The sequence below is a fragment of the Brucella grignonensis genome (assembly GCF_002252505.1).
Taxonomy (GTDB): Bacteria; Pseudomonadota; Alphaproteobacteria; order Rhizobiales; family Rhizobiaceae; genus Brucella; species Brucella grignonensis.
This window is the reverse complement of the sequence record NZ_NNRL01000164.1, coordinates 187,491-210,278: the sequence shown is the minus strand read 5'-3', so window position 1 is coordinate 210,278 and position 22,788 is coordinate 187,491. Positions and strand designations below refer to the sequence as shown.

Below are 22,788 nucleotides of genomic sequence, written 5' to 3'. Positions count from 1 at the left end.
ATGACCAAATATACAGACCATCTCGGCCGTCCCATCGTTGCTATCACGGGTGCAGGCGTTGTTTCTTCACTCGGACAGGGCAAGCAGGACAACTGGGCGGCCCTTACCGGCGGACGCTCCGGCATTCATGAAATTACCCGTTTTCCAACGGAAAGCCTGAAGACACGTTTTTCCGGTACAGTCGATTTTCTGCCTGAAAGCAATGTCGGCTCCTCTGCTCTCTCCGAGGCGCTCGCACGTCTTGCAGGCGAAGAAGCTCTCGCACAGTCCGGCCTTTCCGTAACCAATTTCGGCGGTCCGCTTTTCCTTGCAGCACCTCCCGTTGAACTCGACTGGAAGAGCCGTTTTGCTCTTGATGCGAGCATCAAGGATGAAGGTTCGGCCAGCTATCAGCTTCTGCTTGAAGCTTGCCGTCGTGCCCGTCAGGAAGAACTCTTCAATACAACGCAGTTTGGCTATATTGCCGAGCGCCTGTCGGAAGCCTTTGGCACACGCGGCCTGCCTGTAACACTGTCAACGGCCTGTGCCTCTGGCGCAACTGCGATCCAGCTTGGTGTTGAAGCTATTCGCCGTGGTGAAAGCGACCGCGTTCTCTCGATTGGTACAGACGGTTCGGTATCGGCTGAATCGCTCATTCGTTTCTCGCTGCTTTCAGCCCTTTCTACGCAGAACGACAAGCCAGAAAAAGCTTCCAAGCCTTTCTCGAAAGATCGCGATGGTTTTGCGATGGCTGAGGGTTCGGGCGCGCTGGTTATGGAATCGCTTGAAAGTGCAATTGCTCGTGGCGCGAAGGTGCTTGGCATTCTCGCCGGTTGCGGTGAAAAGGCTGACGACTTCCACCGCACCCGCTCCAAGCCGGATGCCTCGCCTGCAATCGGAACGGTGCGCGCGGCCCTTGCCGATGCGGGTCTCACCGAAGATCAGCTTTCCTATGTCAATGCACATGGCACCTCGACGCCTGAAAATGACAAGATGGAATATCTCGCTCTTTCAACCGTATTTGGCGAGCAGCTTTCTTCGATCCCGGTATCGTCCAATAAGTCGATGATCGGTCACACCCTGACCGCAGCCGGTGCGATTGAAGCGGTATTCTCACTGCTGACAATTGAAACCGGCACATTGCCTCCGACCATCAATTACGACAATCCAGATCCAGCAATTCCGCTGGATGTTGTGCCGAATGTGAAGCGTGATGGACAGGTTTCCGCCGTGCTTTCAAACTCATTTGGCTTTGGTGGACAGAATACCAGCCTTGTATTGACAGCTAATCCGAATTAATCGGACTAAAAATTATATATTCTCGGTAATCCCGGAAAGCCGAGTGCTATCCGGGATTATGTCTTGAAAAGGATAAATTCATGCGCGCCTTGCAGCTTCTCGATGATCGTCGTCTCGAAATGACCGACATTGCACCGCCACCTGCACCCGGCAATGGCGAAGTGACAGTGAAGATCAAGGCTGTAGCACTCAACCATATCGACGTATGGGGTTGGCGCGGCATGGCATTTGCCAAGCGCAAAATGCCGCTGGTGATCGGCGCGGAAGCCTCCGGCGTGGTCGATGCAATCGGCCCGGGCGTATCCAATGTTTTGCCGGGTCAGCTTGTTTCGATTTATGGCGCACGCACCTGTGGTCTCTGCAAAGCCTGCCGCGAAGGTCGTGACAATCTTTGCGAACATGTCGGCGGCGTTCATGGCTTCCATCTCGATGGCTTTGCATGTGAAGCCGTCAATCTGCCAGCACGTTTGCTCGTTCCGGCACCTCCCGGCGTTGACGCCATTGGCGCAGCGGTTGCTCCTGTTACCTTCGGTACAGTCGAGCATATGCTGTTTGACAATGCCAAACTACAGCCGGGTGAAACTGTTCTGGTTCAGGCCGGTGGTTCAGGCATTGGCTCGGCTGCAATCCAGCTTGCCAAGAAAATGGGCTGCACGGTTATCACCACGGTTGGCTCCGACGACAAGATCGAAAAGGCCAAGGCGCTCGGTGCTGATCACGTCATCAATTATCGTGTCGACCGCTTTGAAGGTGTTGTGCGCAAGCTCACCAAGAAGAAGGGCGTCGATGTCGTGTTCGAACATGTCGGTGCGGACACATGGGCAGGCTCGATGCTCTGCATGAAGCGCGGCGCACGTCTCGTCACTTGCGGCTCGACCTCAGGTGTTTCCACGAACATGAACCTGATGCAGCTTTTCCAGCAGCAGCTTAAAATCCTCGGCTCTTTCGGTTGCCGCATGGAAAACATGGCTGATGCGATGCAGAAAATGGCGCAGGGCGTTGTTCATCCGGTTATCGACACCATTGTCGGCTTTGATGACATTGGCACCGCTTTGAAGCGCATGGAAGGCCGCGACGTCTTCGGCAAGATCGTATTGCAGATCGACTAAGACGTTGATGTTCAAATTCAAACTTCTTCTCTTCAAGTGGTCGCGCAAGCTTAAGCAGTTTAATTACTGGCTTTGGGCGCAGGCTGTGTTTATCGCGCTGGCACTGCTGCGTCTGCTGCCTGCTAAAAGCGCGATCCACTTTTCGGCATGGTTTGCGCGTAAGGTCGGGCCACTTACACCACGGCATAAGGTTGCAACCAGCAATCTGCGTCATGCCTATCCAGAGAAGAGTGACGCTGAAATTGAGACAATCGCCGTCGAGATGTGGGATTCGATGGCGCGTCTTTTCGCGGAATATATCTTCCTCGATGCGATTTTCGATTTTGATCCGAATGCGACCGAGCCGGGTCTTATTGAAGTTGACGGCATTCCGATTTTTGAACGTCTGCGTGACGAGAAGAAGCCGCATATATTCTTCACCGCCCATACCGGTAATTTCGAGCTTCTGCCGATTTGTGCAGGTACATTTGGCCTAGATGTTACCGCCCTCTTCCGCCCGCCGAACAATCCCTATATTGCCAAAACAGTTCTGAAAGCACGCAAGACCAATATGGGGCATCTGGTGCCTTCCAAGGCCGGTGCTGCATGGTCGCTGGCGCGTGTTCTGGATACTGGTGGCAATGTCGGGATGCTGGTGGACCAGAAGTTCCAGCGTGGCGTTCCTTCAACCTTCTTCAACCGTCCGGTGAAGACCAATCCGCTGCTGGCAAAGCTCGCGCGCCAGTATGATTGCGATGTCTATCCGGCGCGCTGCATTCGCCTGCCCGGCGGTCGCTATCGCCTAGAGCTGAAAGAGCGTATGGAGCTCCCGCGCGACGAAAAGGGCGAGATCGACATCGCCGCGACCGCACAGCTTCTCAACGACACCGTTGAAGACTGGGTGCGCGAATATCCCGGCCAGTGGATGTGGTTCCACAAGCGTTGGGGCTAGAGACTCAATATCTGCGTTCGGTCAAAAATGGCCGGGCGCATTTTTTATTTTATGATGTGACAAACATCCTGCCAGGGAGACAACCATGCGTCCTATCGCAATCGCCCCATCCATCCTTTCCGCAGACTTTGCGCGCTTGGGCGAAGAAGTCGATGCCGTGCTTGAAGCCGGTGCCGACTGGATTCATATCGACGTCATGGATGGTCATTTCGTGCCGAACATCACGTTCGGTCCTCAGGTGGTGAAAGCAATTCGTCCGCGCACCAAGGCTTTCTTCGACACGCATCTGATGATTGCACCATGCGATCTGTATCTGGAAGCTTTCGCCGATGCAGGCTGTGACCTGATCACGGTTCATGCAGAAGCTGGCGCACACACGCATCGTTCGTTGCAGAACATTCGCGCACTCGGCAAAAAATCCGGTTTGGCGCTCAATCCAGCAACACCTGTCGAAGCACTGACCAACGTGATTGATGACGTTGATCTCGTTCTCGTCATGACGGTCAATCCGGGCTTTGGTGGCCAGAAGTTCATCGCCCCGATGCTTGATAAGATCAGCCAAGTGCGTGAGATGATTGGCGACCGCCCGATTGACATTGAAGTCGATGGTGGCATCACGCCTGAGACTGCCGGATCGGTTGTTGCAGCCGGTGCAAATATTCTCGTTGCGGGTTCTGCCGTTTACAAAGGCAACTCGGTCGAGAGCTACAGCGCCAATATCAAAGCCATTCGCGAAGCCGCAGAAGCGGCACGATAATCTAAAGCCACTTTTCCGGGAGGAGTGCGTTGAGCTGAGCATCAGGCTCTGCTAAACACCGCGCATTCCCTTTACCCAAGACCTGCAGCCCGGCAGACGGGCCGCCAAAACAGGATATGCCCATGATCCCGCGCTATTCCAGACCAGAAATGGTCGCCATTTGGTCTCCCGAAACCAAATTCCGCATCTGGTTTGAGATTGAGGCCTATGCATGTGAGGCGCTTGCCGAACTCGGCGTCATCCCCAAGGAAGCAGCAAAGACCATTTGGGAAAAGGGTGATGCCGCCAAGTTCGACGTTGCGCGCATCGACGAAATCGAAGCAGTCACCAAACATGACGTCATCGCGTTTCTGACGCATCTTGCTGAATTTATTGGTCCAGACAGCCGCTTCGTGCATCAGGGCATGACCTCGTCGGACGTACTCGATACCACGCTCAATGTGCAGCTCGTTCGCGCAGCTGATCTGCTTCTCGCAGACATGGACCGTGTGCTTGCAGCGCTCAAGAAGCGCGCTTTCGAACACAAGGATACCGTTCGTATCGGCCGCAGCCATGGCATCCACGCCGAGCCGACCACAATGGGTCTGACTTTCGCTCGTTTCTACGCCGAAATGCTGCGCAACCGCGCACGTCTCGTTGCCGCACGCGCAGAAATCGCGACCGGTGCCGTATCGGGCGCTGTTGGCACCTTCGCCAATATCGATCCACGCGTGGAAGAATATGTCTGCGAAAAGCTTGGTCTGGAAGCAGAGCCGGTTTCCACGCAGGTTATCCCGCGCGACCGCCATGCCATGTTCTTTGCAACACTCGGCGTTATCGCTTCATCGATTGAAAATGTTGCAATCGAAATCCGTCACATGCAGCGCACGGAAGTTCTGGAAGCAGAAGAATTCTTCTCGCCCGGCCAGAAAGGCTCTTCGGCAATGCCGCACAAGCGCAACCCTGTTCTGACTGAAAACTTGACCGGCCTCGCCCGTCTGGTTCGCATGTCGGTTGTTCCTGCTATGGAAAACGTCGCTCTCTGGCATGAACGCGATATTTCGCATTCGAGCGTTGAGCGTGCGATTGGTCCAGACACCACCATCACACTCGACTTCGCGCTGAACCGTCTGGCTGGCGTCGTCGAAAAGCTGGTGATCTACCCGGAAAACATGCTCAAGAACATGAACAAGTTCCGTGGTCTCGTGCATTCGCAGCGCGTTCTGCTTGCCCTCACGCAAGCTGGCGTATCGCGTGAAGATTCCTACCGTCTCGTGCAGCGCAATGCCATGAAAGTCTGGGAACAGGGTGCAGACTTCCTCGAGGAGTTGCTGGCTGATCAGGAAGTTCGTGCTGCGCTCTCAGAAGAACAGATCCGCGAAAAGTTCGATCTTGGCTATCACACGAAGCACGTGGACACGATTTTCAAGCGTGTTTTCGGCTAAAAATTAGCCTTCCTAAATTGAATCCGAAAAAAGCCCCATGTTTCTGTAAACATGGGGCTTTTTATTGTTTGGGGTTAAGCGCTCTTTTTGATCGTATTGATCACATTGCCCCATGGGTCTTCAAAGACGTGGTTGTTACCGCCACGCGTGTCTTCCATTTCAACCCATGCAAGACCCGTGCGATCCTTATCGCGCAAGCCAGCACCTGAACTCTGCCAGGCATTCGCGCCGATGTGGTGATGATAGCCGCCAGTGGACAGAAACACGGCCTTGTCACCATAGGTCTGCACAGTGTCAAAGCCCAACTGCTGATGCCAGAAGGCTTCCGCATCTTTCGCATTGCCCACGCGCAAGTGAACGTGACCAATGACAGTATTCTGCGGTGCACCGCTCCATTCACCGCCCTCTCGATCAATAACATCGAGAAGGTTTTTAACGTCAAGCGCTTCGGTGCCCATCTTCACGCGATCACCATTCCACTGCCATGTATTGTGTGGGCGGTCGGAATAGATCTCAATGCCATTGCCTTCTGGATCAGTCAGATAAATTGCTTCACTGACATTGTGATCCGACGCACCGGCAACAGGCAGCTGCTTGTCGATGGCGCGGCGCGACCAACGGGCGAGATCGCCACGAGTCGGCAGCAGGAAAGCCGTATGGTAGAGACCAGCACTGCGTGGATCATCAGGCTTGGCAGCCGAAAACTGTTCGATTTCCATCAGTTCGCGGTCACCAGCGCCCAAAACAATGGAAGCACCACGGCGCGCCATCTCACGGAGTCCCACGACATCGCTATAATATTCCGCAAGGCTTTCTGCATCGCGCGCCTTAAGGCCAACACGCGCCACACGCACTGGCGTCGTCATTGCGAAAGGTAAAGGAGCGTTCTTTGCAGTGTTGATGGAAGCGGCCGTCTTCAGTGTCTCAGTCATTTCATTCTCCTTCGACGGCATTTCTGCCCGCGCGGAAAGAACATTGCTCATAACGGCAGCGCCTGCAGAACCAAGTACAGTTCTTCTGCTGATGGCCATAGTCGTCAATCCTCTCCGTAATTATCTTCCCGCTAAAGATCACAATTTGGAGAGCGTTACACAAGATAGCGATTAGCGAACAAGCTGTTCATCATTTGCATCAATCTTCTTTGAGGACCGGTTTTATCTCAAGCCGCTCACTACTTTTCGGGGTTCGCAACGACCAAGCTTGAAGACGCGCAAAATCGCCTCTAAATAGGGGGCATGAAAGTCAAAGACACAGATATCCTCATTATACCCGGTTACACCAATTCCGGCCCTGATCACTGGCAGACCCGTTGGGAGAGCAAACTCTCGACGGCGCGACGTGTCGAGCAGGCCGAATGGTCGAAGCCCGTAAAGGACGATTGGGTGGCGCAGCTTGTTAAAGCCGCCAATGAGGCCACAAAACCTATCGTTCTGGTTGCGCATTCGCTTGGGGTTGCAACAGCGCTCCACGCCATACCGCATATACAGCATAAGGTTGCTGGCGCATTTTTCGTGGCGCCGCCGGATGTTTCAAATGAAAAGATCCGGCCCAAGCATCTTATGACGTTTGGTCCTTATCCACGTGAGCGTCTGCCTTTTCCGACGATCACAGTCGTCAGTCGCAACGATCCGTTTTCCAGCTTTGAGGCCGCAGAAGAGGTTGTGAAAGATTGGGGTGCGATGTTGATCGATGCTGGTGAATCCGGGCATATCAATTCGGAGTCGGGCCACGGTCCATGGCCGGAAGGCTCTATGGTTTTCACTGAGTTCATGACCCAGCTTCAGCCGATAAAACATCACTAAATCAATGAATTACAGATATTTCTGATCAAATAGATTCAGAACATGTTTTAAAGCGGCAGATGACAAACCATCTGCCGCTTTTTTTCTTATGAGCGAACAGCATCCACCAGCGTTTTTGCGCCGAGACGAATGTAACCGCCATCATTTCCCAGGGTCAGAAACTGGAAACCAAGCGGAATATAGCGACGCGCAAACTCCGCAGAAGGCGAATAAATGCCTGCAAACTTTCCTGCGGCAGCGGCCTTACGTGCAATTATACTAATCGGCTCAATGATAGCTTCCGAATTCGGATTGGCCTCACGGCCATTACTCCAGGCAATCGAGAAGTCGGCTGGGCCAACGAAAACACCGTCAATGCCACGTACATCGAGAATCGCATCAAGCGCATCGTATGCGTCGCGCGTTTCAATCATCGCGAAAGCCAGTGTGTCCTGGTTCGCCGTCACGAGATAGTCATTCGAGCCTGGCGCGCCGTAATCGGCATTGGCGCGGAACACACCCCACGAACGCTCGCCAACCGGCGGATATTTCATAGCAGCGGCAAATTTACGCGCATCTTCAACCGAGTTGATCATCGGTGCGATAACAGCCTGTGCGCCAAAATCGAGCGCACGGCTTGCCATATCGAAGCGTCCGACGGGAATACGAACGACCGGTGGCTTTCCCGCGTTCAGGATCAATCCGAGGCTGCGCAGCACACTTTGCTCATCATGGCCGCCGTGCTGCATATCGAGCGTTACAGCTTCAAGAGCACTATGCGCCAAAACCTCAACTGTCAGCACTTCCGGCAAGGACGACCATGCAGAAAGAACTGTTTCTCCGGCACGAAGACGCGAAGACAAAGACATGCTTATTCCCCTACTCAAGAGCACTTCCCGTTTAGATTGAATCAATGGAAATGCTCTAGCTATTTGTTTTTACGCGCATCTTGTTCCGAAAACCGGTTCCCGCCTTTCGGGATGTGCTCCAAATGATAAGGGCAGAAATGCGCTTTGCATTTCCGCCCTTAAATATCATTTAGTCCTTTTGGACCTGCTTGACGGCTTCCTCAAGGAAAGCGAGCATCTTCTCGCGAATGGTTTCGTCCGTGACCGTCACACGAGCCGTATCAAAATCGGCACGCAGCTTGCGGAAGACGTCCTCATCACCCGCTTCTACGAAATCAGCAGCAACAACTTCACGAGCATAGGCTTCTGCGTCTGCATCGTGCTTGCCCAGAAGTTCCGCGGCCCAAAGACCAAGAATCTTGTTGCGGCGAGCTTCCGCCTTGAAGCGCAATTCCGCATCAAGTGCGAACTTGCTTTCGAAAGCGTTGCGGCGGTCATCCATGCCAGTGGCCATTCATACAACTCCCAAGACCTTAGAGCGCGTTTCAATCTGATTAAATCAGATCGCGCTCTAAATGTTTATTTTAACGCGCATCTTTTCCGAAAACCGTTTCGCACTTTTCGGGATGCGCTCTAAGTTATGTGAGATCGTCATCCGTTCTCTTGCCTAAAGCTGGCAAGGGGCGCAAGATTATACAAGAGCCAAAAATCACTTTATTGATTTATCTGGCTCTGAAACGCTTAAAACGGGGGAACGGGTACAAAGCAGGATTGTTAAAAGCCCACAATTGCTATACGTAGCCCGCGAGAATAGCGGCAAAAGCCGATCATCACATTTTTGGAAATCCGAGAAAAGCCATGAACCGTCGCCGCCGTATTTACGAGGGCAAGGCCAAGATTCTTTATGAAGGCCCTGAACCCGGTACTCTTGTCCAGTTCTTCAAAGATGACGCAACCGCGTTCAACGCGAAGAAGCATGAAGTTGTTGACGGAAAAGGCGTGTTGAATAACCGCATCTCCGAGCACATTTTCACCCAGCTTAATCGCATTGGTATTCCGACCCACTTTATCCGCCGCCTCAACATGCGTGAGCAGCTGATCAAGGAAGTCGAGATCATCCCGCTTGAGGTTGTTGTTCGCAACGTAGCCGCAGGTTCTATGTCCAAGCGCCTGGGCCTCGAAGAAGGCACTGTTCTGCCACGCTCGATCATCGAGTTCTATTACAAGGCGGACGCGCTTGATGACCCAATGGTCACCGAAGAGCACATCACCGCTTTCGGCTGGGCCAGCCCGCAGGAAATCGACGACATCATGGCTCTTGCCATTCGCGTCAACGACTTCCTCACCGGTCTGTTCCTGGGCATCGGCATCCAGCTTGTTGATTTCAAGATGGAATGCGGGCGTCTGTTTGAAGGCGACATGATGCGTATCGTTGTTGCCGACGAAATTTCGCCAGACTCGGCACGCCTTTGGGATGTCAACACAAATGACAAGCTCGATAAGGACCGCTTCCGCCGCGATATGGGCGGGCTGGTTGAGGCCTATCAGGAAGTCGCGCGCCGTCTCGGCATCATGAACGAGAACGACACGCCCCGTCCTTCCGGCCCTACGCTTGTGAAGTAAAGATCCGCACAGCCCGGTAACTCGCGTTCCGGGCTGTTTTCATTGTTGTTACATTAAATCAGCAGGAACTACAGAGTGATCAAGGCACGCGTCACCGTTACACTGAAAAACGGCGTTCTCGACCCGCAGGGCAAAGCTATTGTCGGCGCGCTCGGCAGCCTGGGCTTCGAAGGCATCAATTCCGCCCGTCAGGGCAAGGTCTTCGATCTCGAACTCGAAGGCTCGGACAAGGCGAAAGCTGAAGCCGAAATCAAGGCCATGTGCGAGAAGCTGCTCGCCAACACGGTTATTGAAGATTACGCAATCGTCATCGCCTGACGCGCTGCGGCTTAAATATAGTTTTTTGCGCGCCTTCAGGCCGCTTCGCAGCGGGTTTGAAGGGCACTCAAATTCAAAGAGACGTAAAACGCCATGAAAGCAGCAGTCGTTCTTCTTCCGGGCCTCAACCGTGACCGCGACATGATTGCGGCCATCACCAAGATTTCCGGCCAGGCACCAATCACCGTATGGCAGACAGACACCAGCATACCCGATGATGTCGACCTGATCCTGATTCCCGGCGGTTTCTCTTATGGCGATTACCTGCGTTGCGGTGCAATTGCAGCGCGTATGCCGGTAATGCAGGCCATTCGCGAGAAGGCCGATAAAGGGGTGATGGTGATCGGCGTTTGCAATGGCTTCCAGATTCTCGTTGAAGCCGGAATGCTGCCCGGTGCTTTGATGCGCAACACTTCGCTGAAGTTTGTCTGCCGCGAAGTGAAGCTAGAAGTCAGCAATGCGAACACCTCGTTCACACGCGGCTATCAGCCAGGCCAGATCATCCGTTGCCCGGTTGCGCACCATGACGGCAACTATTTTGCCGATGCAGAAACACTAAAGCGTATCGAAGGTGAAGGTCAGGTCGTGTTCCGTTATGCGGAAGGCACCAACCCGAACGGCTCGGTCAATGATATTGCAGGTATTGTGAACGCGCGCGGCAACGTTCTTGGCATGATGCCGCATCCTGAAAATCTGATTGAAGGTGCACATGGCGGCGATGATGGCCGTGCACTTTTTGCAGGTGCACTCGGTATCGCTGCCTAAGCAATACAGCATTGATAAACAGATAAAATGGCCTTCGTTGCAAAACGGAGGTCATTTTTTATTGCCTGAAACTCAGCATTTCAATTGAGCCAGCAAATGAGAACCACTTTCTCAAGGCCTAGCATCCTGCGCAAAATCGTGGCAGCTTGATCATCAGATACTTCCTGAATAAACCGAATCGGGGAACGATATCGATGCAGCTATATTCACGCCCACTCTCCCCCTATTCCGCTTTTGTACGCGGTGTTCTTTATCTCAAGGAACTCCCGTTCAAACCAATTAGTCTTCCCTATCCGTTTCCCGAAGACTTCGTTCATGTGACACCTTTGAAGCGTGTCCCTGTGCTGATAACCGGCTCTGGAGAGACATTATTTGAAGCAGCCGTTATAGCGGAATATCTGGAAGATCATTTCCCGGACATGCCCGTTCTACCCGGCAGCCCGCGCGAGCGTGCGTTGATCCGCCTTCTGGCGCGTGTAGCGGAACTTGAAGTTCTCGGCCCTGCGATGAAACTCTTCATTCTTCAGAGCAAGCCTGAAAGGGATGAGGCCACCATCGAGCGGCTTTTCACCAAGCTGCACAGAGGTCTTAACGTGGTTGAATCGCGCCTTACCGATCACGATTTTGCACTCAACGACGCGCCAACGCTTGCCGATGCATGGCTGGTCCCTGTACGCTTTCTCATGGAGCCGCTCAAAAAGCTTTCGGGGAAAGATGATTTGCTGGCGGCTTACCCAAAATTCGACACATATGCGGTGAAAGCAAAGCAAGACCCTGCGTTCGAACTCATATGGAATGAGATGAGTGACGGGTTGAAGGCTTTCATGCCGCAGCTTGCCTGAGTTATCCCACCCAGTAGAAGGCGTACTCTTTAGGGAGGCGCTTTAACACTTTATTTCTATGCGTTTATCGGCAAGCCAGTCGTCTGATGGCTTTGCCGAAAACGTTCCGATGGAGTCGTCCTTGAAGAATAAGACCATTGCGCTTGTAGCACTTCCAGCGCTTGCACTGTTTGCAGCTTGTACTCCAAAATCTGCACCTGGCCCCGTTTCCATCGATTCCAGTAAGGCTGCGCTCCCGACCATGGAGCGCATTGCTCTCGGGGCAAACAGCTGCTGGTTCAAATCCAAGGATAAGGACTTCCGCGGCTATACACTTGCGCCCGAACTCAACTCATTTACCGGGCGCCCACGTTTTCTCGTGGTTCCTTCACGCAATCTGGCAGGGCGGCCGTTGCTTGTTGTCCAGGCACAGGGCAACCCTGCCCGGATCGAGGCTTTTGGTCCGATGATGCAACAGGCACATGGCGATCGCATCGCCAAAGATATCAATCGCTGGGCATCTGGCCAAAAAGACTGCTGACCCCAGTCGATAAATTTGATCAGTTTCACCCAATACTGAATCCTGGGAACCACGCTTTCAAAGGGAAAGCTGGTTCCCATTTTTTCCGAAACTGCGCTAACGAATATGAAAGCGCACTTTCCGCGCTTCCTTGTCCGCGTCGATCCGTGTGATGCCAATATCCCGGAGTTGTTCGTCGGTCAGATCCATCAACTGAATTCGGCTACGGCGCAACATCAGACGCAGAGAGCACCAATCAGCGAAATTCTGCCAGAACGAGCGCTGCGTATAAGAAATAGCGCTTTCTCGCTCCTGCATTGTATCAATTGTATCTATATCATCGTGCTTGATTGACACATATGTCATAGCAAACAGCCTTCATTTCTGGCCTTTATCACCGTTTTGCACCGATTTGGTGCTTGAAGACATAAATACAATTGACTCAAATACAGATACAATGCTTATATTGTGACCATGACAAATTGGCTCCCAGACCTTACCTCCAAATCCGGCCCCCTCTATCTTCAATTGGCTAATGCCATTGAGGAAGCGATTGTAGATGGCGCACTGCCTGCCGGGCAGAAGCTGCCGCCGCAGCGCAATCTCGCTTTTGATCTCAAGGTGACAATCGGTACAATAGGACGAGCCTATGCCCTCGCGCATGAGCGCGGACTTGTAACCGGCGAAGTCGGACGCGGCACTTATGTGCTGGGCAGCCAGGATCGCAAGAATGCGCCTTCAGCCTATTCAAGTGACGGCATTGCGGGCACGCGCGTTCAGGATGCTCCGCTCGATAAAGGGCGCTTCGATACGACTGCTGCACCAGATGTTGGACAGAACGCAGTGCTTGAGCCGCTTATCGCCTCCGTCATTCGCAATTTTCCTCACGAGGTCGTCAATTATACGCGGCATTTCCCGCAACACTGGCTTGAAGCCGGAAAGCAATGGCTCAATCAGGAGAACGCGCCTGCCGACGCAAGCAACATCGTGATCACAAATGGTGCTCATGCTGGTGCAATTGCGGCGATTACGGCTTTCACCTCGCCCGGCGACAGGATTGTTTTTGAAGATCTCACTTACACACAAGTGAGCCGGTCCGTGAAAATTGCCGGACGCCGCGTCGCGATTGCTGCAAGCGACAAATATGGCATGATCCCGGAAGAGTTTGAGCGGGTCTGCAACCAGCAGCACCCGACAATGGCATTTCTCATGCCAAGCATCCACAATCCAACGCTTGCGACCATGCCCTATGAGCGCCGAGTGGCGATAGCCAATATCGCAGCACGGCACAATGTCTGGCTCATTGAAGATGACACATATGGGGTTATGACCCGGTCAAATATCCCAAAAATTGCCGATATTGCACCGGAACGCACATTCCTGTTGGGCAGTCTTTCAAAGGCTGTGACTGCCGGCTTGCGCTGCGGCTGGGTCGCCTGCCCTCCGCATTGTGCGCAGCGTTTGCGTGTCACGCACAAGCTGATGACGGGGGGCGTTTCGTTTCTGCTTGCTGAAACGACCGCTCAGATGGTGCTTTCCGGACAGGCTACAGCATTGCTGGACAAATGTTCCGCTGAAATCGAGTGGCGGGAGCAACTGGCCCGCAAAATCTTTGCCGGTTATGACTTCGTTTCTTCGCCTCACGTGCCAATCCTGTGGTTGAAACTACCGGAACCCTGGCTAACAAGCACATTCAAAGCGGCCGCCTATGAAAACGGGCTACTGATCGATGACGAAGACGAGTTCAAAGCCGGGCGTATTGATCGGACGCACCACCGGGTTCGCATTGCGTTTTCTTCGCCAACAGACCGTGCTCTGGTCGAAAATGGCTTCACAACTTTGCGCCAGCTGCTGGAAAATGAACAAGTGGGCTATGAAGGCAGCATTTGAGCCGGGAAATCGGCATTTTCCTGTCGCGCTTCTGACAGAGTTAGGTTAAAGAGGCCCCTTGAAACCTTAGGTGTCCGCCCTTCGGCAGAAGTTTTCGGGTACCGCAGCCTGCCACGGGGTCCCTCAGCTCAATGACTATTTCCAATAAGCGCGACATCACGCCGGAACTTATCTCTGCCCACGGCCTCAAGCCGGACGAATATCAGCGTATTCTCGACCTGATCGGACGCGAACCGAGCTTCACGGAACTCGGCATTTTCTCGGCGATGTGGAATGAACATTGTTCCTACAAGTCGTCGAAGAAGTGGCTTCGCACACTCCCGACAACCGGCCCGCGCGTTATCCAGGGTCCTGGCGAAAATGCTGGCGTTGTCGACATTGGCGATGGCGATTGTGTCGTCTTCAAGATGGAAAGCCACAACCACCCGTCTTACATCGAACCTTATCAGGGCGCAGCAACTGGCGTTGGCGGCATTCTGCGTGACGTATTCACCATGGGTGCGCGCCCGGTCGCCGCAATGAATGCGCTGCGTTTTGGTGAGCCCGACCATCCAAAGACCCGCCACCTCGTATCGGGCGTCGTGTCCGGCGTTGGCGGTTATGGCAATGCTTTCGGCGTTCCGACCGTTGGCGGCGAAGTGAACTTCGATAAGCGCTATAACGGCAATATTCTCGTCAATGCATTCGCTGCTGGCCTTGCCAAGCATGATGGCATCTTTCTGTCGGAAGCCAAGGGCGTTGGCCTGCCGGTCGTCTATCTCGGCGCCAAGACGGGCCGCGATGGTGTTGGCGGCGCTACCATGGCGTCCGCTGAGTTCGACGAATCTATTGAAGAAAAACGTCCTACCGTTCAGGTTGGCGATCCGTTTACTGAAAAGTGCCTTCTGGAAGCCTGCCTTGAGCTGATGGCTTCGGGCGCGGTTATCGCCATTCAGGATATGGGCGCAGCAGGCCTCACCTGTTCTGCTGTTGAAATGGGTGCCAAGGGTGATCTTGGTATCGAACTCATTCTCGACCACGTTCCGGTTCGCGAAGTGAACATGACGGCTTATGAAATGATGCTGTCTGAAAGCCAGGAGCGTATGCTCATGGTGCTCAAGCCGGAAATGGAAGAAGAAGCTCAGGCAATCTTCCGCAAATGGGGCCTCGATTTCGCGATCGTCGGCAAGACAACCGACGATCTGCGCTTCCGTGTTATTCATCAGGGCGAAGAAGTCGCCAATCTGCCGATCAAGGAACTCGGTGACGAGGCTCCCGAATATGATCGTCCGTGGATGGAACCGGGCAAGCACGCACCGCTGCCTGCCAGCAACGTACCACAGGTTGAAGACTATTCGGATGCGCTGCTCAAGCTCATCGGTTCGCCGGATGGTTCGTCGCGCCGCTGGGTTTACGAACAGTATGACACGCTCATTCAAGGCAACTCGCTGCAAATCCCTGGTGGCGATGCCGGTGTGATCCGCGTTGAAGGTCACGACACAAAGGCTCTGGCCTTCTCGTCTGACGTCACTCCGCGCTATTGCGAAGCTGATCCTTTTGAAGGCGGCAAGCAGGCCGTGGCCGAATGCTGGCGCAACATTACCGCGACTGGCGCTGAGCCACTTGCATCGACCGACAATCTCAACTTCGGCAACCCCGAAAAGCCAGAAATCATGGGTCAGCTCGTCAAGGCTATCGAAGGCATTGGCGAAGCCTGCCGTGCACTCGACTTCCCGATCGTATCCGGCAATGTCTCGCTCTATAACGAAACAAATGGTCAGGCGATCCTGCCAACACCGACCATTGCTGGCGTTGGCCTGATCCCCGATTGGTCACAGATGGCTAAGATTGGCGGTATGCAGGACGGCGACACGCTGGTTCTTCTTGGTGTGGACGGTACGCATCTCGGCCAGTCCATCTATCTGCGCGATCTGTTCGACCGTGCTGATGGTCCTGCGCCGACAGTCGATCTTGCGTTTGAAAAACGCAACGGTGAGTTTGTTCGCTCAGCCATCCGCAATGGTCAGGTTACGGCATGCCATGATTTGTCCGACGGCGGTCTTGCAGTCGCAGTTGCAGAAATGGCGATCAAATCCGGCAAGGGTGCTGTGCTTGATGCGGGTGACGGCTTGCCTCATGCAGTGCTCTTCGGTGAAGATCAGGCGCGCTATGTTATTGCCGCGACGCCTGAAATGGCAAAACTCATTGCATTGAACGCCGAAGGCGCCGGAATTCCATTCCGCGTACTCGGAACCGTTGGCGGTGATCGCCTGCAATTCGCTGGCACCGTTGACGTCACTGTTGCTGATCTCAGCAAGGCTTTTGAAGGCTGGTTCCCGGACTTCATGAGCGGTGAAGCTGCGGTCGACAACTAATCGTTATCGGTTGGAACTGTTACCAATTGACGCCCGGCCGGGAACACTGCGCCGGGCGTTTGCTTGTCTATGATTTAAAAGTTAGACAGATTGGCGTTAACGTATAACGATGATGTGTTACGATTCGAGACAAACAAGAAGAAGCCCGAAAAGGCAGGAGATTTTGCATGGCTATGGACGCTCATGAGATCGAAAAACTGATACGCGAAGGTATTCCCGGCGCAAAGGTTACGATCCGCGACCTTGCCGGAGACGGAGATCATTATGCTGCTGAAGTTGTTGCGGAAAGTTTCCGCGGCAAGTCACGCGTGCAGCAGCACCAGATGGTTTATGATGCCCTCAAGGGTAATATGGGCGGCGTGCTTCATGCGCTCGCTCTTCAGACCAGCGTACCGGAATAAGTGAAGTACGCCGCCTCTGATTGTTATGCTTGCGAGAGAAACTATCTGAGTATGGAATACGTCAGAACAGCATCGTAAGTGACGGTTGGAGGCGGTAATTTTCTTCCTGCGGCAAGATGTTGCCCCCAAAGCAACCTATTTTCGCGCTAATTTGACTTGCTTTCACCTCCAGAGGGTGGTTACCAAAGCCCAGCTTACTATATTGAGGTAGAACCTCTCCCTACGCGGGCCGGGACTTGAACCGGCATCCTGAAAGGAATTGAAATGACCGGAATCAGCGATTTTATCGACAATGAAGTGAAGACCAACGACGTCGTGCTGTTCATGAAGGGCACACCAGGCTTCCCGCAGTGTGGTTTCTCCGGTCAGGTCGTACAAATTCTCGACTATCTCGGCGTCGATTATAAGGGCGTGAACGTTCTTGCCTCCGACGAAATCCGCCAAGGCATCAAGGACTACTCCAACTGGCCAACCGTCCCTCAGCTTTATGTAAAGGGCGAATTCATTGGTGGTTGTGACATCGTACGCGAAATGTTCCAATCAAACGAATTGCAGACACTTTTTGCTGATAAAGGCATTGCCACCAAGGCTGCTTGAGGATTAATTTCCCCTCATACGGCTTTTGCCTCCCTTTTATTCTAAAAGGCGCCGATTGTTGGCGCCTTTTATATTGGCCTGATATTCGGGCTAAGCGGCTCTCGCCCGCCAGACTTGCTTTTGAAATCTCCGATCTTGCGCCGCCTGCTCCGCACGTGGCACCGAATTATGCCAAGGAATACGAGTCATGCCGCTAGACATCAGGAACGGTTCGCCGGACCAGAAAGCATCCATGCGCGGACGCACCGAATTTATTGCTCTTATTGCAGCAATCATGGCAATCAATGCGCTCGCAGTTGATATCATGTTGCCCGGTCTGCCACAGATCGGAGCTAGCCTTGGGGTTCTCACCGAAAACCACGCGCAATTTGTCATCACAGCCTATCTGCTGGGCTTTGGTGTCTCGCAACTGTTTTATGGTCCACTGAGCGATCGCTTTGGTCGGCGACTACCACTTTTCGGCGGTCTGGCTATCTATATTCTCGCAGCTCTTGGAGCCGCGGTTGCCACCGATTTTACGACGCTTATTGTCCTGCGCGTGCTGCAGGGACTGGGTGCCGCAGCAACCCGTGTCATTGCCGTTTCCGTCGTACGTGATCGTTTTGCCGGGCGCCAGATGGCGGAAGTCATGTCGCTTGTCATGATGGTTTTCATGATCCTGCCAGTCATTGCGCCTGCCACAGGACAGCTGATCATGCTGTTTGGCGAATGGCACCTGATCTTCCTTTCAATGGCTGTAATGGCAGCGATTGTCGCCATATGGGCCTATATTCGCCTGCCAGAAACTCTGCCCGTCGATCACCGCCGCCCGCTTACAGTGAAGAGCATCATTGGAGGCTTCGGAATCGTCCTCTCCAACCGGGTTGCCCTCTTCTATATGCTCGGTACGTCTTTCATCCTCGGTGCGTTGTTTGGCTATATCAACTCGGCGCAGCAGATTTTCGTTGGCATATACCAACTCGGCACCATGTTCCCACTGGCGTTTGCAGCCGTGGCTATGACGCTTGCGCTTGCATCTTTCCTCAATTCGCGCCTTGTCGGACGTTACGGAATGCGTCGCATTTCACAGACAATGTTGCTGGTATTCGTCGGCTTCAGCCTGCTTTGGGTTGTGCTTTCAATAACAATGACAAGTCCTGTGCCGTTCTGGATGCTGATGACGATCTACATGACCATCATGTTCTCATTCAGCCTCGTGACAGCCAACTTCAATGCGCTGGCCATGGAACCGCTCGGTGAAGTTGCCGGTACAGCCTCTTCGGTTCTGGGCTTCGCGCAAACAGTTATCGGTGCGGCACTTGGTGCCGTTATCGGGCAGTCTTTTGATGGAACAACCACACCCGTTGCCGCTGGCTATTGTGTCTTGGGTTTCATCGCATTCATTTGCGTTTTGATTGCCGAACGTGGCAAAATGTTCAAGCCGCACAACAAGCCGATCTAATCAAAAAGCCCGCCAAAAGCGGGCTTTCTTCTATTCTGCAAAGAGGGTTTTGTGGATCGCGTTCCAGCTTTCCTTGTCGGGCGCGACCAGTATACCGCCACCAGTATGTGACGGCAGATACGGGCTTTCATCCCAGCGCGCGAGATATCCGCCTGCTTCTTGATGAATAAGTGCGCCCGGAAGATGATCCCATGGCATCAGCTTGTTATAGACCGCAAAATGCGCGCCACCGGTTGCGATAATGCGATATTCGTGTGCAGCGCAGCGATAGCCGATCTGTGACAGAAACTTCGTGTGATTGCGTGCAAGACGTGACCGCACCGGCTCCGCTGTATATTGCCAGGAAACCGATCCCGTCATCTGCGATATATCCGCAGCTTCTGCCACGCTCACAGGTCTCGTGGAACCATTCGCATAGCGGATATGACTACCTCCGCCTTTTGCAGCCAGTATCCAGTCCTTGCCAACCGGATCGTAGATAATGCCGGCAACCGTTTCACCCTTCGATACAACTGCCAGCATCACACCAAAGAGCGGAACGCCTGACGCGAAGTTAAAGGTGCCGTCGACAGGATCGATAGTGAATGCGAGGTCCGCGTCGCCAAGGCCATTCAACAGTGTTTCGTCATCGGAGCAAGCTTCTTCGCCAACAATCAACGCGTTAGGGAAGCGTTCGTTGAGGCGCGCAGTGATATAGCGCTCTGCGTTTACATCAGCTTCAGTAACGAGATCCGCAGGAGAGGTTTTCTGACGAATATCACCCTGCCCCAGTTGCCGAAAACGCGGCATGATTTCTTCATTCGCGGCTTCTGCCAGAAGATCCGCCAGCCAATCGATCTGCTTTTCATCAAATTGCACGATCATTCTCCGTATCACCACTTGCCATCAAACTTACGAAATCAAACAGCCTGCGATCCAACAGATGGCTTGGGCGCACGTTGGTCATGGCGCGGATCATCGTATCCTTGCGGCCGGGCATGCGCTTTTCGATATCAGTCAGCATCGCCTTCATTGCATTGCGCTGAAGACCTTCCTGACTGCCGCACAGATCGCACGGAATGATTGGAAATTGCATTGCCGTGGCAAATTTCTCGAGATCTTCCTCAGCCGCATAAGCAAGCGGACGGAATACCATCAGATCGCCTTCATCATTAAGAAGCTTTGGCGGCATCGCGGCAAGGCGACCACCATGAAACAAGTTCATAAAGAAGGTCTCGAGAATGTCTTCGCGGTGGTGCCCGAGAACGATTGCAGAGCAGCCTTCTTCCCGCGCGATGCGATAAAGATTGCCACGACGCAGGCGCGAACAAAGCGAGCAATAGGTGCTCGTTTCAGGCAGCTTCTCTGTCACAATCGAATAGGTATCCTGATATTCGATGCGATGCTCGATCCCATACTTGTTTAGGAAATCGGGTAGAATGTGCTTTGGAAAATTCGGCTGTCCCTGATCGAGATTGACCGCCAGCAGTTCGACCGGCAGCAGGCCACGCCATTTAAGGTCGAGCAACAAAGCAAGCAGACCATAAGAATCCTTGCCGCCCGAAAGACACACCATCCAGCGTTCGCCGGGCTTTACCATGGCGAAGTCATCAACAGCCTGACGTGTCAGCCGCAACAGGCGTTTGCGCAGTTTGTTGAATTCAACCGAAGTCGGCACATCGCGAAAAAGTGGATGACAACCGTCAGTTCCGGCATCTTCGGCGATATTTGGATCGAAAGCGTTCATGGTGCTTCCTACGAATAAGAGAAGGTTTAAATCTACATACAAAAAAGCCGCCCTTGGGGGAACCAAGGGCGACCATTTATTTCTGCAGACTGAGCTAGAAGCTCAGAATTAACGCGAATAGAATTCGACGACGAGGTTTGGTTCCATCTGAACGGCGTATGGAACGTCGCCCAGAACTGGAACGCGTGCGAAGGTCGCAACCATCTTGTTGTGATCGACTTCAACGTAGTCAGGAACGTCGCGTTCTGCGAGCGCAACTGCTTCGAGAACGATGACGAGCTGCTTCGACTTTTCGCGAACTTCAACAACGTCACCAGCCTTGAGGCGGAACGACTGAATGTTGACGCGGCGACCGTTCACGTTCACGTGGCCGTGGTTGATGAACTGGCGTGCAGCGAAGATCGTTGGAACGAACTTTGCGCGGTACACAACAGCATCCAGACGCGATTCGAGCAGACCGATGAGGTTTTCACCGGTATCGCCCTTGCGGCGAGCTGCTTCGTCATAGGTCTTGCGGAACTGCTTTTCCGAGATATCGCCGTAGAAGCCCTTGAGCTTCTGCTTTGCGCGGAGCTGTACACCGAAGTCGGACAGCTTGCCCTTGCGGCGCTGACCGTGCTGGCCTGGGCCATATTCACGACGGTTTACAGGGGACTTCGGACGGCCCCAGATGTTTTCGCCAAGACGGCGATCAATTTTGTACTTAGCGGATTCGCGCTTGCTCATCGCATTTCCTTTAAAAAGTTGGTGCGCCTTGCGGCACAGATAGGAAACGCGCCCTCCTCTGCCCTTGGTTTTCAAGGACTGACAGGATGAAGCACGCGAGCGCAACTTCATCCACGGGACACGTCAAATGAAACGCCGGAGCGTTTAGGCTCCAGCGATGGCGGCTTTTAGTCATTGCAGTGTCATCTTGTCAAGGCTGAAGCCCTGTTTTTCGGCCATTTCAGCCGTTTATCGCGTGTCTCGAAAAGGGCGAAGCGATTTTCGGGTCAGATGCGTATCAATATCCCGTGTAGACCAAATGCAACGATCTGCCATCAAGTGTGAAGGAACGACAAGCGCCCCTCCGACATTAGACGATAGCGCTCGCTGTCAAAAGAGGTGAACATGGCCGTTTCTTTCTCTTTCTTTCAAAAGATTATTGTTACCTGTCTCGTCGCCGTCGCAGTCACGATACTCCCGGGCGAAAACATGACCGGACCTGCAATAGCAAATGCACAGAACCTCATTGAAAGAGTGTTGAGCGGTAACACAAAGCAGCCGTCTCCCCAAAAACGCTCAAAGAAAAAACGCAACATCAAGCGCCAGCAATCAAAGGCAGCCTCTTCCACCCAGAGTAAGGCTTTGCCGTCATTAAGTGTCGTTCCGGTACCAACGCCTGCACCAGCACGCGAAGAGACAAAAGAGCCTGCTGTGGCGGCTCCCGCGCCTGCGTCCGCCAATAATGCAACACCACTGCCGGAAAAAAAGCCAGAACAGCCTGCAGAACAAGCCAAGCCTATCGATGAGCAGTCTGAACCCAAAAAGGCCGAGCGTATCTATCAGGTATCGTGTCCGGCATTAATGACAGGCGACGTGGAGGGAAAAATTTTGTCCCCGATCGAAGAGGGTTTGCAATGCAGTGCGCGTTCGCCGCTCTCACTCACTGCTATTGGCAAGAATGAGCCTTTAAAATTTGCGAATGCGGTCACGACAAACTGCGCCATGGCAGTAACACTCGCTGAATGGTCTAAAGACGTCAAAGATGCAGCCAGGAAAGTATATGGCGATAGCATCAAGATCACCGAAATTGGTACCGGATCAGATTATCAATGTCGTAATGTGAATGGTGCATCGACCGGCCGCGTTTCTGAACATGCATTCGCTAATGCGCTCGATATCATGTCATTCAAGTTCTCGGATGGGTCCAAAACCGAACTTGAAAGCGGCTGGAATGGATCAGAAAAGGAAAAGGCTTTCTGGCGTGCAGTGCATGGCGCAAGTTGTAAGCTTTTCATGACCGTGATCGGCCCCGACGGCGACGCTGCCCACCGCACAAATATGCATCTGGATCAGGGATGTCATGGCAAATCCTGCATTGCCCGAATCTGCCAATGAGATATTCTCGAGCTAGTATGGCGAACCCGGAATTCGTCACACCATAAAGCAACCGTTTGAACGAATTTTGGGTTCCAAGCCATACTAGTATGATATTGAATGTA

The 22,788-nt window shown here is 53.3% G+C and carries 24 protein-coding genes; 17 read left to right on the top strand and 7 right to left on the bottom strand.

What is annotated here, in order from left to right; translation table 11 throughout:
• The 5 genes from CEV33_RS18900 (at position 1) to purB (ending at position 5,499) form a co-directional block, all read left to right on the top strand.
• Positions 1–1,278, top strand: coding sequence for a beta-ketoacyl-ACP synthase (locus CEV33_RS18900; protein ID WP_094541939.1), 1,278 nt, complete (start codon positions 1–3; stop codon positions 1,276–1,278).
• A gap of 80 nt (positions 1,279–1,358) precedes the next feature.
• The gene (locus CEV33_RS18895; protein WP_094541938.1) at positions 1,359–2,387 is read left to right on the top strand and encodes a zinc-binding dehydrogenase; all 1,029 of its coding nucleotides are present in this window, start codon (positions 1,359–1,361) and stop codon (positions 2,385–2,387) included.
• Positions 2,388–2,391: 4 nt separating this feature from the next.
• A complete protein-coding gene (locus tag CEV33_RS18890; protein WP_094541937.1) occupies positions 2,392–3,318 on the top strand; it encodes a lipid A biosynthesis lauroyl acyltransferase in 927 nt (308 codons plus the stop codon).
• A gap of 85 nt (positions 3,319–3,403) precedes the next feature.
• Positions 3,404–4,075 carry a ribulose-phosphate 3-epimerase gene (rpe, locus tag CEV33_RS18885; protein WP_094541936.1) on the top strand — a complete coding sequence of 224 codons (672 nt, stop codon included), beginning with the start codon at positions 3,404–3,406 and terminating at the stop codon, positions 4,073–4,075.
• A 122-nt stretch (positions 4,076–4,197) separates the two neighbouring features.
• Positions 4,198–5,499 carry an adenylosuccinate lyase gene (gene purB, locus CEV33_RS18880; protein ID WP_094541935.1) on the top strand — a complete coding sequence of 434 codons (1,302 nt, stop codon included), beginning with the start codon at positions 4,198–4,200 and terminating at the stop codon, positions 5,497–5,499.
• Between the two features lie 74 nt (positions 5,500–5,573).
• Here purB and CEV33_RS18875 read toward each other — a convergent pair whose 3' ends face one another.
• Positions 5,574–6,530 carry a VOC family protein gene (locus tag CEV33_RS18875; protein WP_374816547.1) on the bottom strand — a complete coding sequence of 319 codons (957 nt, stop codon included), beginning with the start codon at positions 6,528–6,530 and terminating at the stop codon, positions 5,574–5,576.
• Positions 6,531–6,734: 204 nt separating this feature from the next.
• Between CEV33_RS18875 and CEV33_RS18870 the strand changes: the two genes are divergently transcribed.
• Positions 6,735–7,301, top strand: a complete 567-nt coding sequence (locus tag CEV33_RS18870; RefSeq protein ID WP_094541934.1) for an alpha/beta hydrolase — start codon at positions 6,735–6,737, stop codon at positions 7,299–7,301.
• A gap of 86 nt (positions 7,302–7,387) precedes the next feature.
• On the opposite strand, the gene CEV33_RS18865 is transcribed toward CEV33_RS18870, so the two are convergent.
• Positions 7,388–8,155: an HpcH/HpaI aldolase family protein gene (locus tag CEV33_RS18865; RefSeq protein WP_208620226.1), complete on the bottom strand. Its 768-nt coding sequence runs from the start codon at positions 8,153–8,155 to the stop codon at positions 7,388–7,390.
• A gap of 163 nt (positions 8,156–8,318) precedes the next feature.
• Positions 8,319–8,642, bottom strand: coding sequence for a DUF1476 domain-containing protein (locus CEV33_RS18860; RefSeq protein WP_094541932.1), 324 nt, complete (start codon positions 8,640–8,642; stop codon positions 8,319–8,321).
• Between the two features lie 344 nt (positions 8,643–8,986).
• Between CEV33_RS18860 and purC the strand changes: the two genes are divergently transcribed.
• The 5 genes from purC (at position 8,987) to CEV33_RS18835 (ending at position 12,196) form a co-directional block, all read left to right on the top strand.
• The gene (gene purC, locus CEV33_RS18855; RefSeq protein ID WP_007874627.1) at positions 8,987–9,751 is read left to right on the top strand and encodes a phosphoribosylaminoimidazolesuccinocarboxamide synthase; all 765 of its coding nucleotides are present in this window, start codon (positions 8,987–8,989) and stop codon (positions 9,749–9,751) included.
• A 75-nt stretch (positions 9,752–9,826) separates the two neighbouring features.
• Positions 9,827–10,069 (top strand): phosphoribosylformylglycinamidine synthase subunit PurS, encoded by a 243-nt coding sequence (gene purS, locus CEV33_RS18850; RefSeq protein WP_079211779.1) that lies wholly within the window; start codon positions 9,827–9,829, stop codon positions 10,067–10,069.
• 93 nt (positions 10,070–10,162) lie between these two features.
• Entirely contained in the window at positions 10,163–10,834 is a 672-nt protein-coding gene (gene purQ, locus CEV33_RS18845; protein WP_094541931.1) for a phosphoribosylformylglycinamidine synthase subunit PurQ, read from the top strand.
• 194 nt (positions 10,835–11,028) lie between these two features.
• Positions 11,029–11,676, top strand: a complete 648-nt coding sequence (locus CEV33_RS18840) for a glutathione S-transferase family protein (RefSeq protein WP_094541930.1) — start codon at positions 11,029–11,031, stop codon at positions 11,674–11,676.
• A 121-nt stretch (positions 11,677–11,797) separates the two neighbouring features.
• On the top strand, positions 11,798–12,196 hold the full coding sequence (locus CEV33_RS18835; protein ID WP_094542079.1) for a hypothetical protein: 399 nt from the start codon (positions 11,798–11,800) through the stop codon (positions 12,194–12,196).
• Positions 12,197–12,292: 96 nt separating this feature from the next.
• Here the strand turns inward: CEV33_RS18835 and CEV33_RS18830 are convergent, their stop codons facing one another.
• Positions 12,293–12,541, bottom strand: coding sequence for a DUF1127 domain-containing protein (locus CEV33_RS18830; RefSeq protein ID WP_094541929.1), 249 nt, complete (start codon positions 12,539–12,541; stop codon positions 12,293–12,295).
• A 108-nt stretch (positions 12,542–12,649) separates the two neighbouring features.
• Between CEV33_RS18830 and CEV33_RS18825 the strand changes: the two genes are divergently transcribed.
• From CEV33_RS18825 to CEV33_RS18805, 5 genes are all read left to right on the top strand, one after another.
• Positions 12,650–14,065 (top strand): aminotransferase-like domain-containing protein, encoded by a 1,416-nt coding sequence (locus CEV33_RS18825; protein WP_094541928.1) that lies wholly within the window; start codon positions 12,650–12,652, stop codon positions 14,063–14,065.
• Positions 14,066–14,196: 131 nt separating this feature from the next.
• Positions 14,197–16,419, top strand: coding sequence for a phosphoribosylformylglycinamidine synthase subunit PurL (purL, locus tag CEV33_RS18820; protein WP_094541927.1), 2,223 nt, complete (start codon positions 14,197–14,199; stop codon positions 16,417–16,419).
• A gap of 167 nt (positions 16,420–16,586) precedes the next feature.
• Positions 16,587–16,820: a BolA/IbaG family iron-sulfur metabolism protein gene (locus CEV33_RS18815; protein ID WP_007874594.1), complete on the top strand. Its 234-nt coding sequence runs from the start codon at positions 16,587–16,589 to the stop codon at positions 16,818–16,820.
• Between the two features lie 264 nt (positions 16,821–17,084).
• Positions 17,085–17,417 (top strand): Grx4 family monothiol glutaredoxin, encoded by a 333-nt coding sequence (grxD, locus tag CEV33_RS18810; RefSeq protein WP_094541926.1) that lies wholly within the window; start codon positions 17,085–17,087, stop codon positions 17,415–17,417.
• A 187-nt stretch (positions 17,418–17,604) separates the two neighbouring features.
• The gene (locus tag CEV33_RS18805) at positions 17,605–18,858 is read left to right on the top strand and encodes a multidrug effflux MFS transporter (protein WP_094541925.1); all 1,254 of its coding nucleotides are present in this window, start codon (positions 17,605–17,607) and stop codon (positions 18,856–18,858) included.
• A 30-nt stretch (positions 18,859–18,888) separates the two neighbouring features.
• On the opposite strand, the gene CEV33_RS18800 is transcribed toward CEV33_RS18805, so the two are convergent.
• The 3 genes from CEV33_RS18800 to rpsD form a co-directional block, all read right to left on the bottom strand.
• Complete coding sequence (locus tag CEV33_RS18800; protein WP_374816540.1) at positions 18,889–19,722, bottom strand: inositol monophosphatase family protein; 834 nt, start codon at positions 19,720–19,722, stop codon at positions 18,889–18,891.
• Entirely contained in the window at positions 19,706–20,584 is an 879-nt protein-coding gene (gene ttcA / locus CEV33_RS18795; RefSeq protein ID WP_094541923.1) for a tRNA 2-thiocytidine(32) synthetase TtcA, read from the bottom strand. The genes CEV33_RS18800 and ttcA overlap by 17 nt, the downstream gene beginning before the upstream one ends.
• A gap of 108 nt (positions 20,585–20,692) precedes the next feature.
• Complete coding sequence (gene rpsD / locus CEV33_RS18790) at positions 20,693–21,310, bottom strand: 30S ribosomal protein S4 (protein WP_094541922.1); 618 nt, start codon at positions 21,308–21,310, stop codon at positions 20,693–20,695.
• A 384-nt stretch (positions 21,311–21,694) separates the two neighbouring features.
• On the opposite strand from rpsD, the gene CEV33_RS18785 reads away from it, so the two are divergent.
• The gene (locus tag CEV33_RS18785) at positions 21,695–22,684 is read left to right on the top strand and encodes an extensin-like domain-containing protein (RefSeq protein ID WP_094541921.1); all 990 of its coding nucleotides are present in this window, start codon (positions 21,695–21,697) and stop codon (positions 22,682–22,684) included.
• Positions 22,685–22,788 lie beyond the last annotated feature (104 nt).

What these genes read in the sequence shown, in the direction of transcription:
- CEV33_RS18900 (WP_094541939.1), top strand. Translation starts at nt 1, where the DNA reads ATGACCAAATATACAGACCATCTCGGCCGTCCCATCGTTGCTATCACG.
- CEV33_RS18895 (WP_094541938.1), top strand. Translation starts at nt 1,359, where the DNA reads ATGCGCGCCTTGCAGCTTCTCGATGATCGTCGTCTCGAAATGACCGAC.
- rpe (WP_094541936.1), top strand. Translation starts at nt 3,404, where the DNA reads ATGCGTCCTATCGCAATCGCCCCATCCATCCTTTCCGCAGACTTTGCG.
- purB (WP_094541935.1), top strand. Translation starts at nt 4,198, where the DNA reads ATGATCCCGCGCTATTCCAGACCAGAAATGGTCGCCATTTGGTCTCCC.
- CEV33_RS18875 (WP_374816547.1), bottom strand. Translation starts at nt 6,530, where the DNA reads ATGGCCATCAGCAGAAGAACTGTACTTGGTTCTGCAGGCGCTGCCGTT.
- CEV33_RS18870 (WP_094541934.1), top strand. Translation starts at nt 6,735, where the DNA reads ATGAAAGTCAAAGACACAGATATCCTCATTATACCCGGTTACACCAAT.
- CEV33_RS18860 (WP_094541932.1), bottom strand. Translation starts at nt 8,642, where the DNA reads ATGGCCACTGGCATGGATGACCGCCGCAACGCTTTCGAAAGCAAGTTC.
- purC (WP_007874627.1), top strand. Translation starts at nt 8,987, where the DNA reads ATGAACCGTCGCCGCCGTATTTACGAGGGCAAGGCCAAGATTCTTTAT.
- purQ (WP_094541931.1), top strand. Translation starts at nt 10,163, where the DNA reads ATGAAAGCAGCAGTCGTTCTTCTTCCGGGCCTCAACCGTGACCGCGAC.
- CEV33_RS18840 (WP_094541930.1), top strand. Translation starts at nt 11,029, where the DNA reads ATGCAGCTATATTCACGCCCACTCTCCCCCTATTCCGCTTTTGTACGC.
- CEV33_RS18830 (WP_094541929.1), bottom strand. Translation starts at nt 12,541, where the DNA reads ATGACATATGTGTCAATCAAGCACGATGATATAGATACAATTGATACA.
- CEV33_RS18825 (WP_094541928.1), top strand. Translation starts at nt 12,650, where the DNA reads ATGACAAATTGGCTCCCAGACCTTACCTCCAAATCCGGCCCCCTCTAT.
- purL (WP_094541927.1), top strand. Translation starts at nt 14,197, where the DNA reads ATGACTATTTCCAATAAGCGCGACATCACGCCGGAACTTATCTCTGCC.
- CEV33_RS18815 (WP_007874594.1), top strand. Translation starts at nt 16,587, where the DNA reads ATGGCTATGGACGCTCATGAGATCGAAAAACTGATACGCGAAGGTATT.
- grxD (WP_094541926.1), top strand. Translation starts at nt 17,085, where the DNA reads ATGACCGGAATCAGCGATTTTATCGACAATGAAGTGAAGACCAACGAC.
- CEV33_RS18805 (WP_094541925.1), top strand. Translation starts at nt 17,605, where the DNA reads ATGCCGCTAGACATCAGGAACGGTTCGCCGGACCAGAAAGCATCCATG.
- CEV33_RS18800 (WP_374816540.1), bottom strand. Translation starts at nt 19,722, where the DNA reads ATGATCGTGCAATTTGATGAAAAGCAGATCGATTGGCTGGCGGATCTT.
- ttcA (WP_094541923.1), bottom strand. Translation starts at nt 20,584, where the DNA reads ATGAACGCTTTCGATCCAAATATCGCCGAAGATGCCGGAACTGACGGT.
- rpsD (WP_094541922.1), bottom strand. Translation starts at nt 21,310, where the DNA reads ATGAGCAAGCGCGAATCCGCTAAGTACAAAATTGATCGCCGTCTTGGC.
- CEV33_RS18785 (WP_094541921.1), top strand. Translation starts at nt 21,695, where the DNA reads ATGGCCGTTTCTTTCTCTTTCTTTCAAAAGATTATTGTTACCTGTCTC.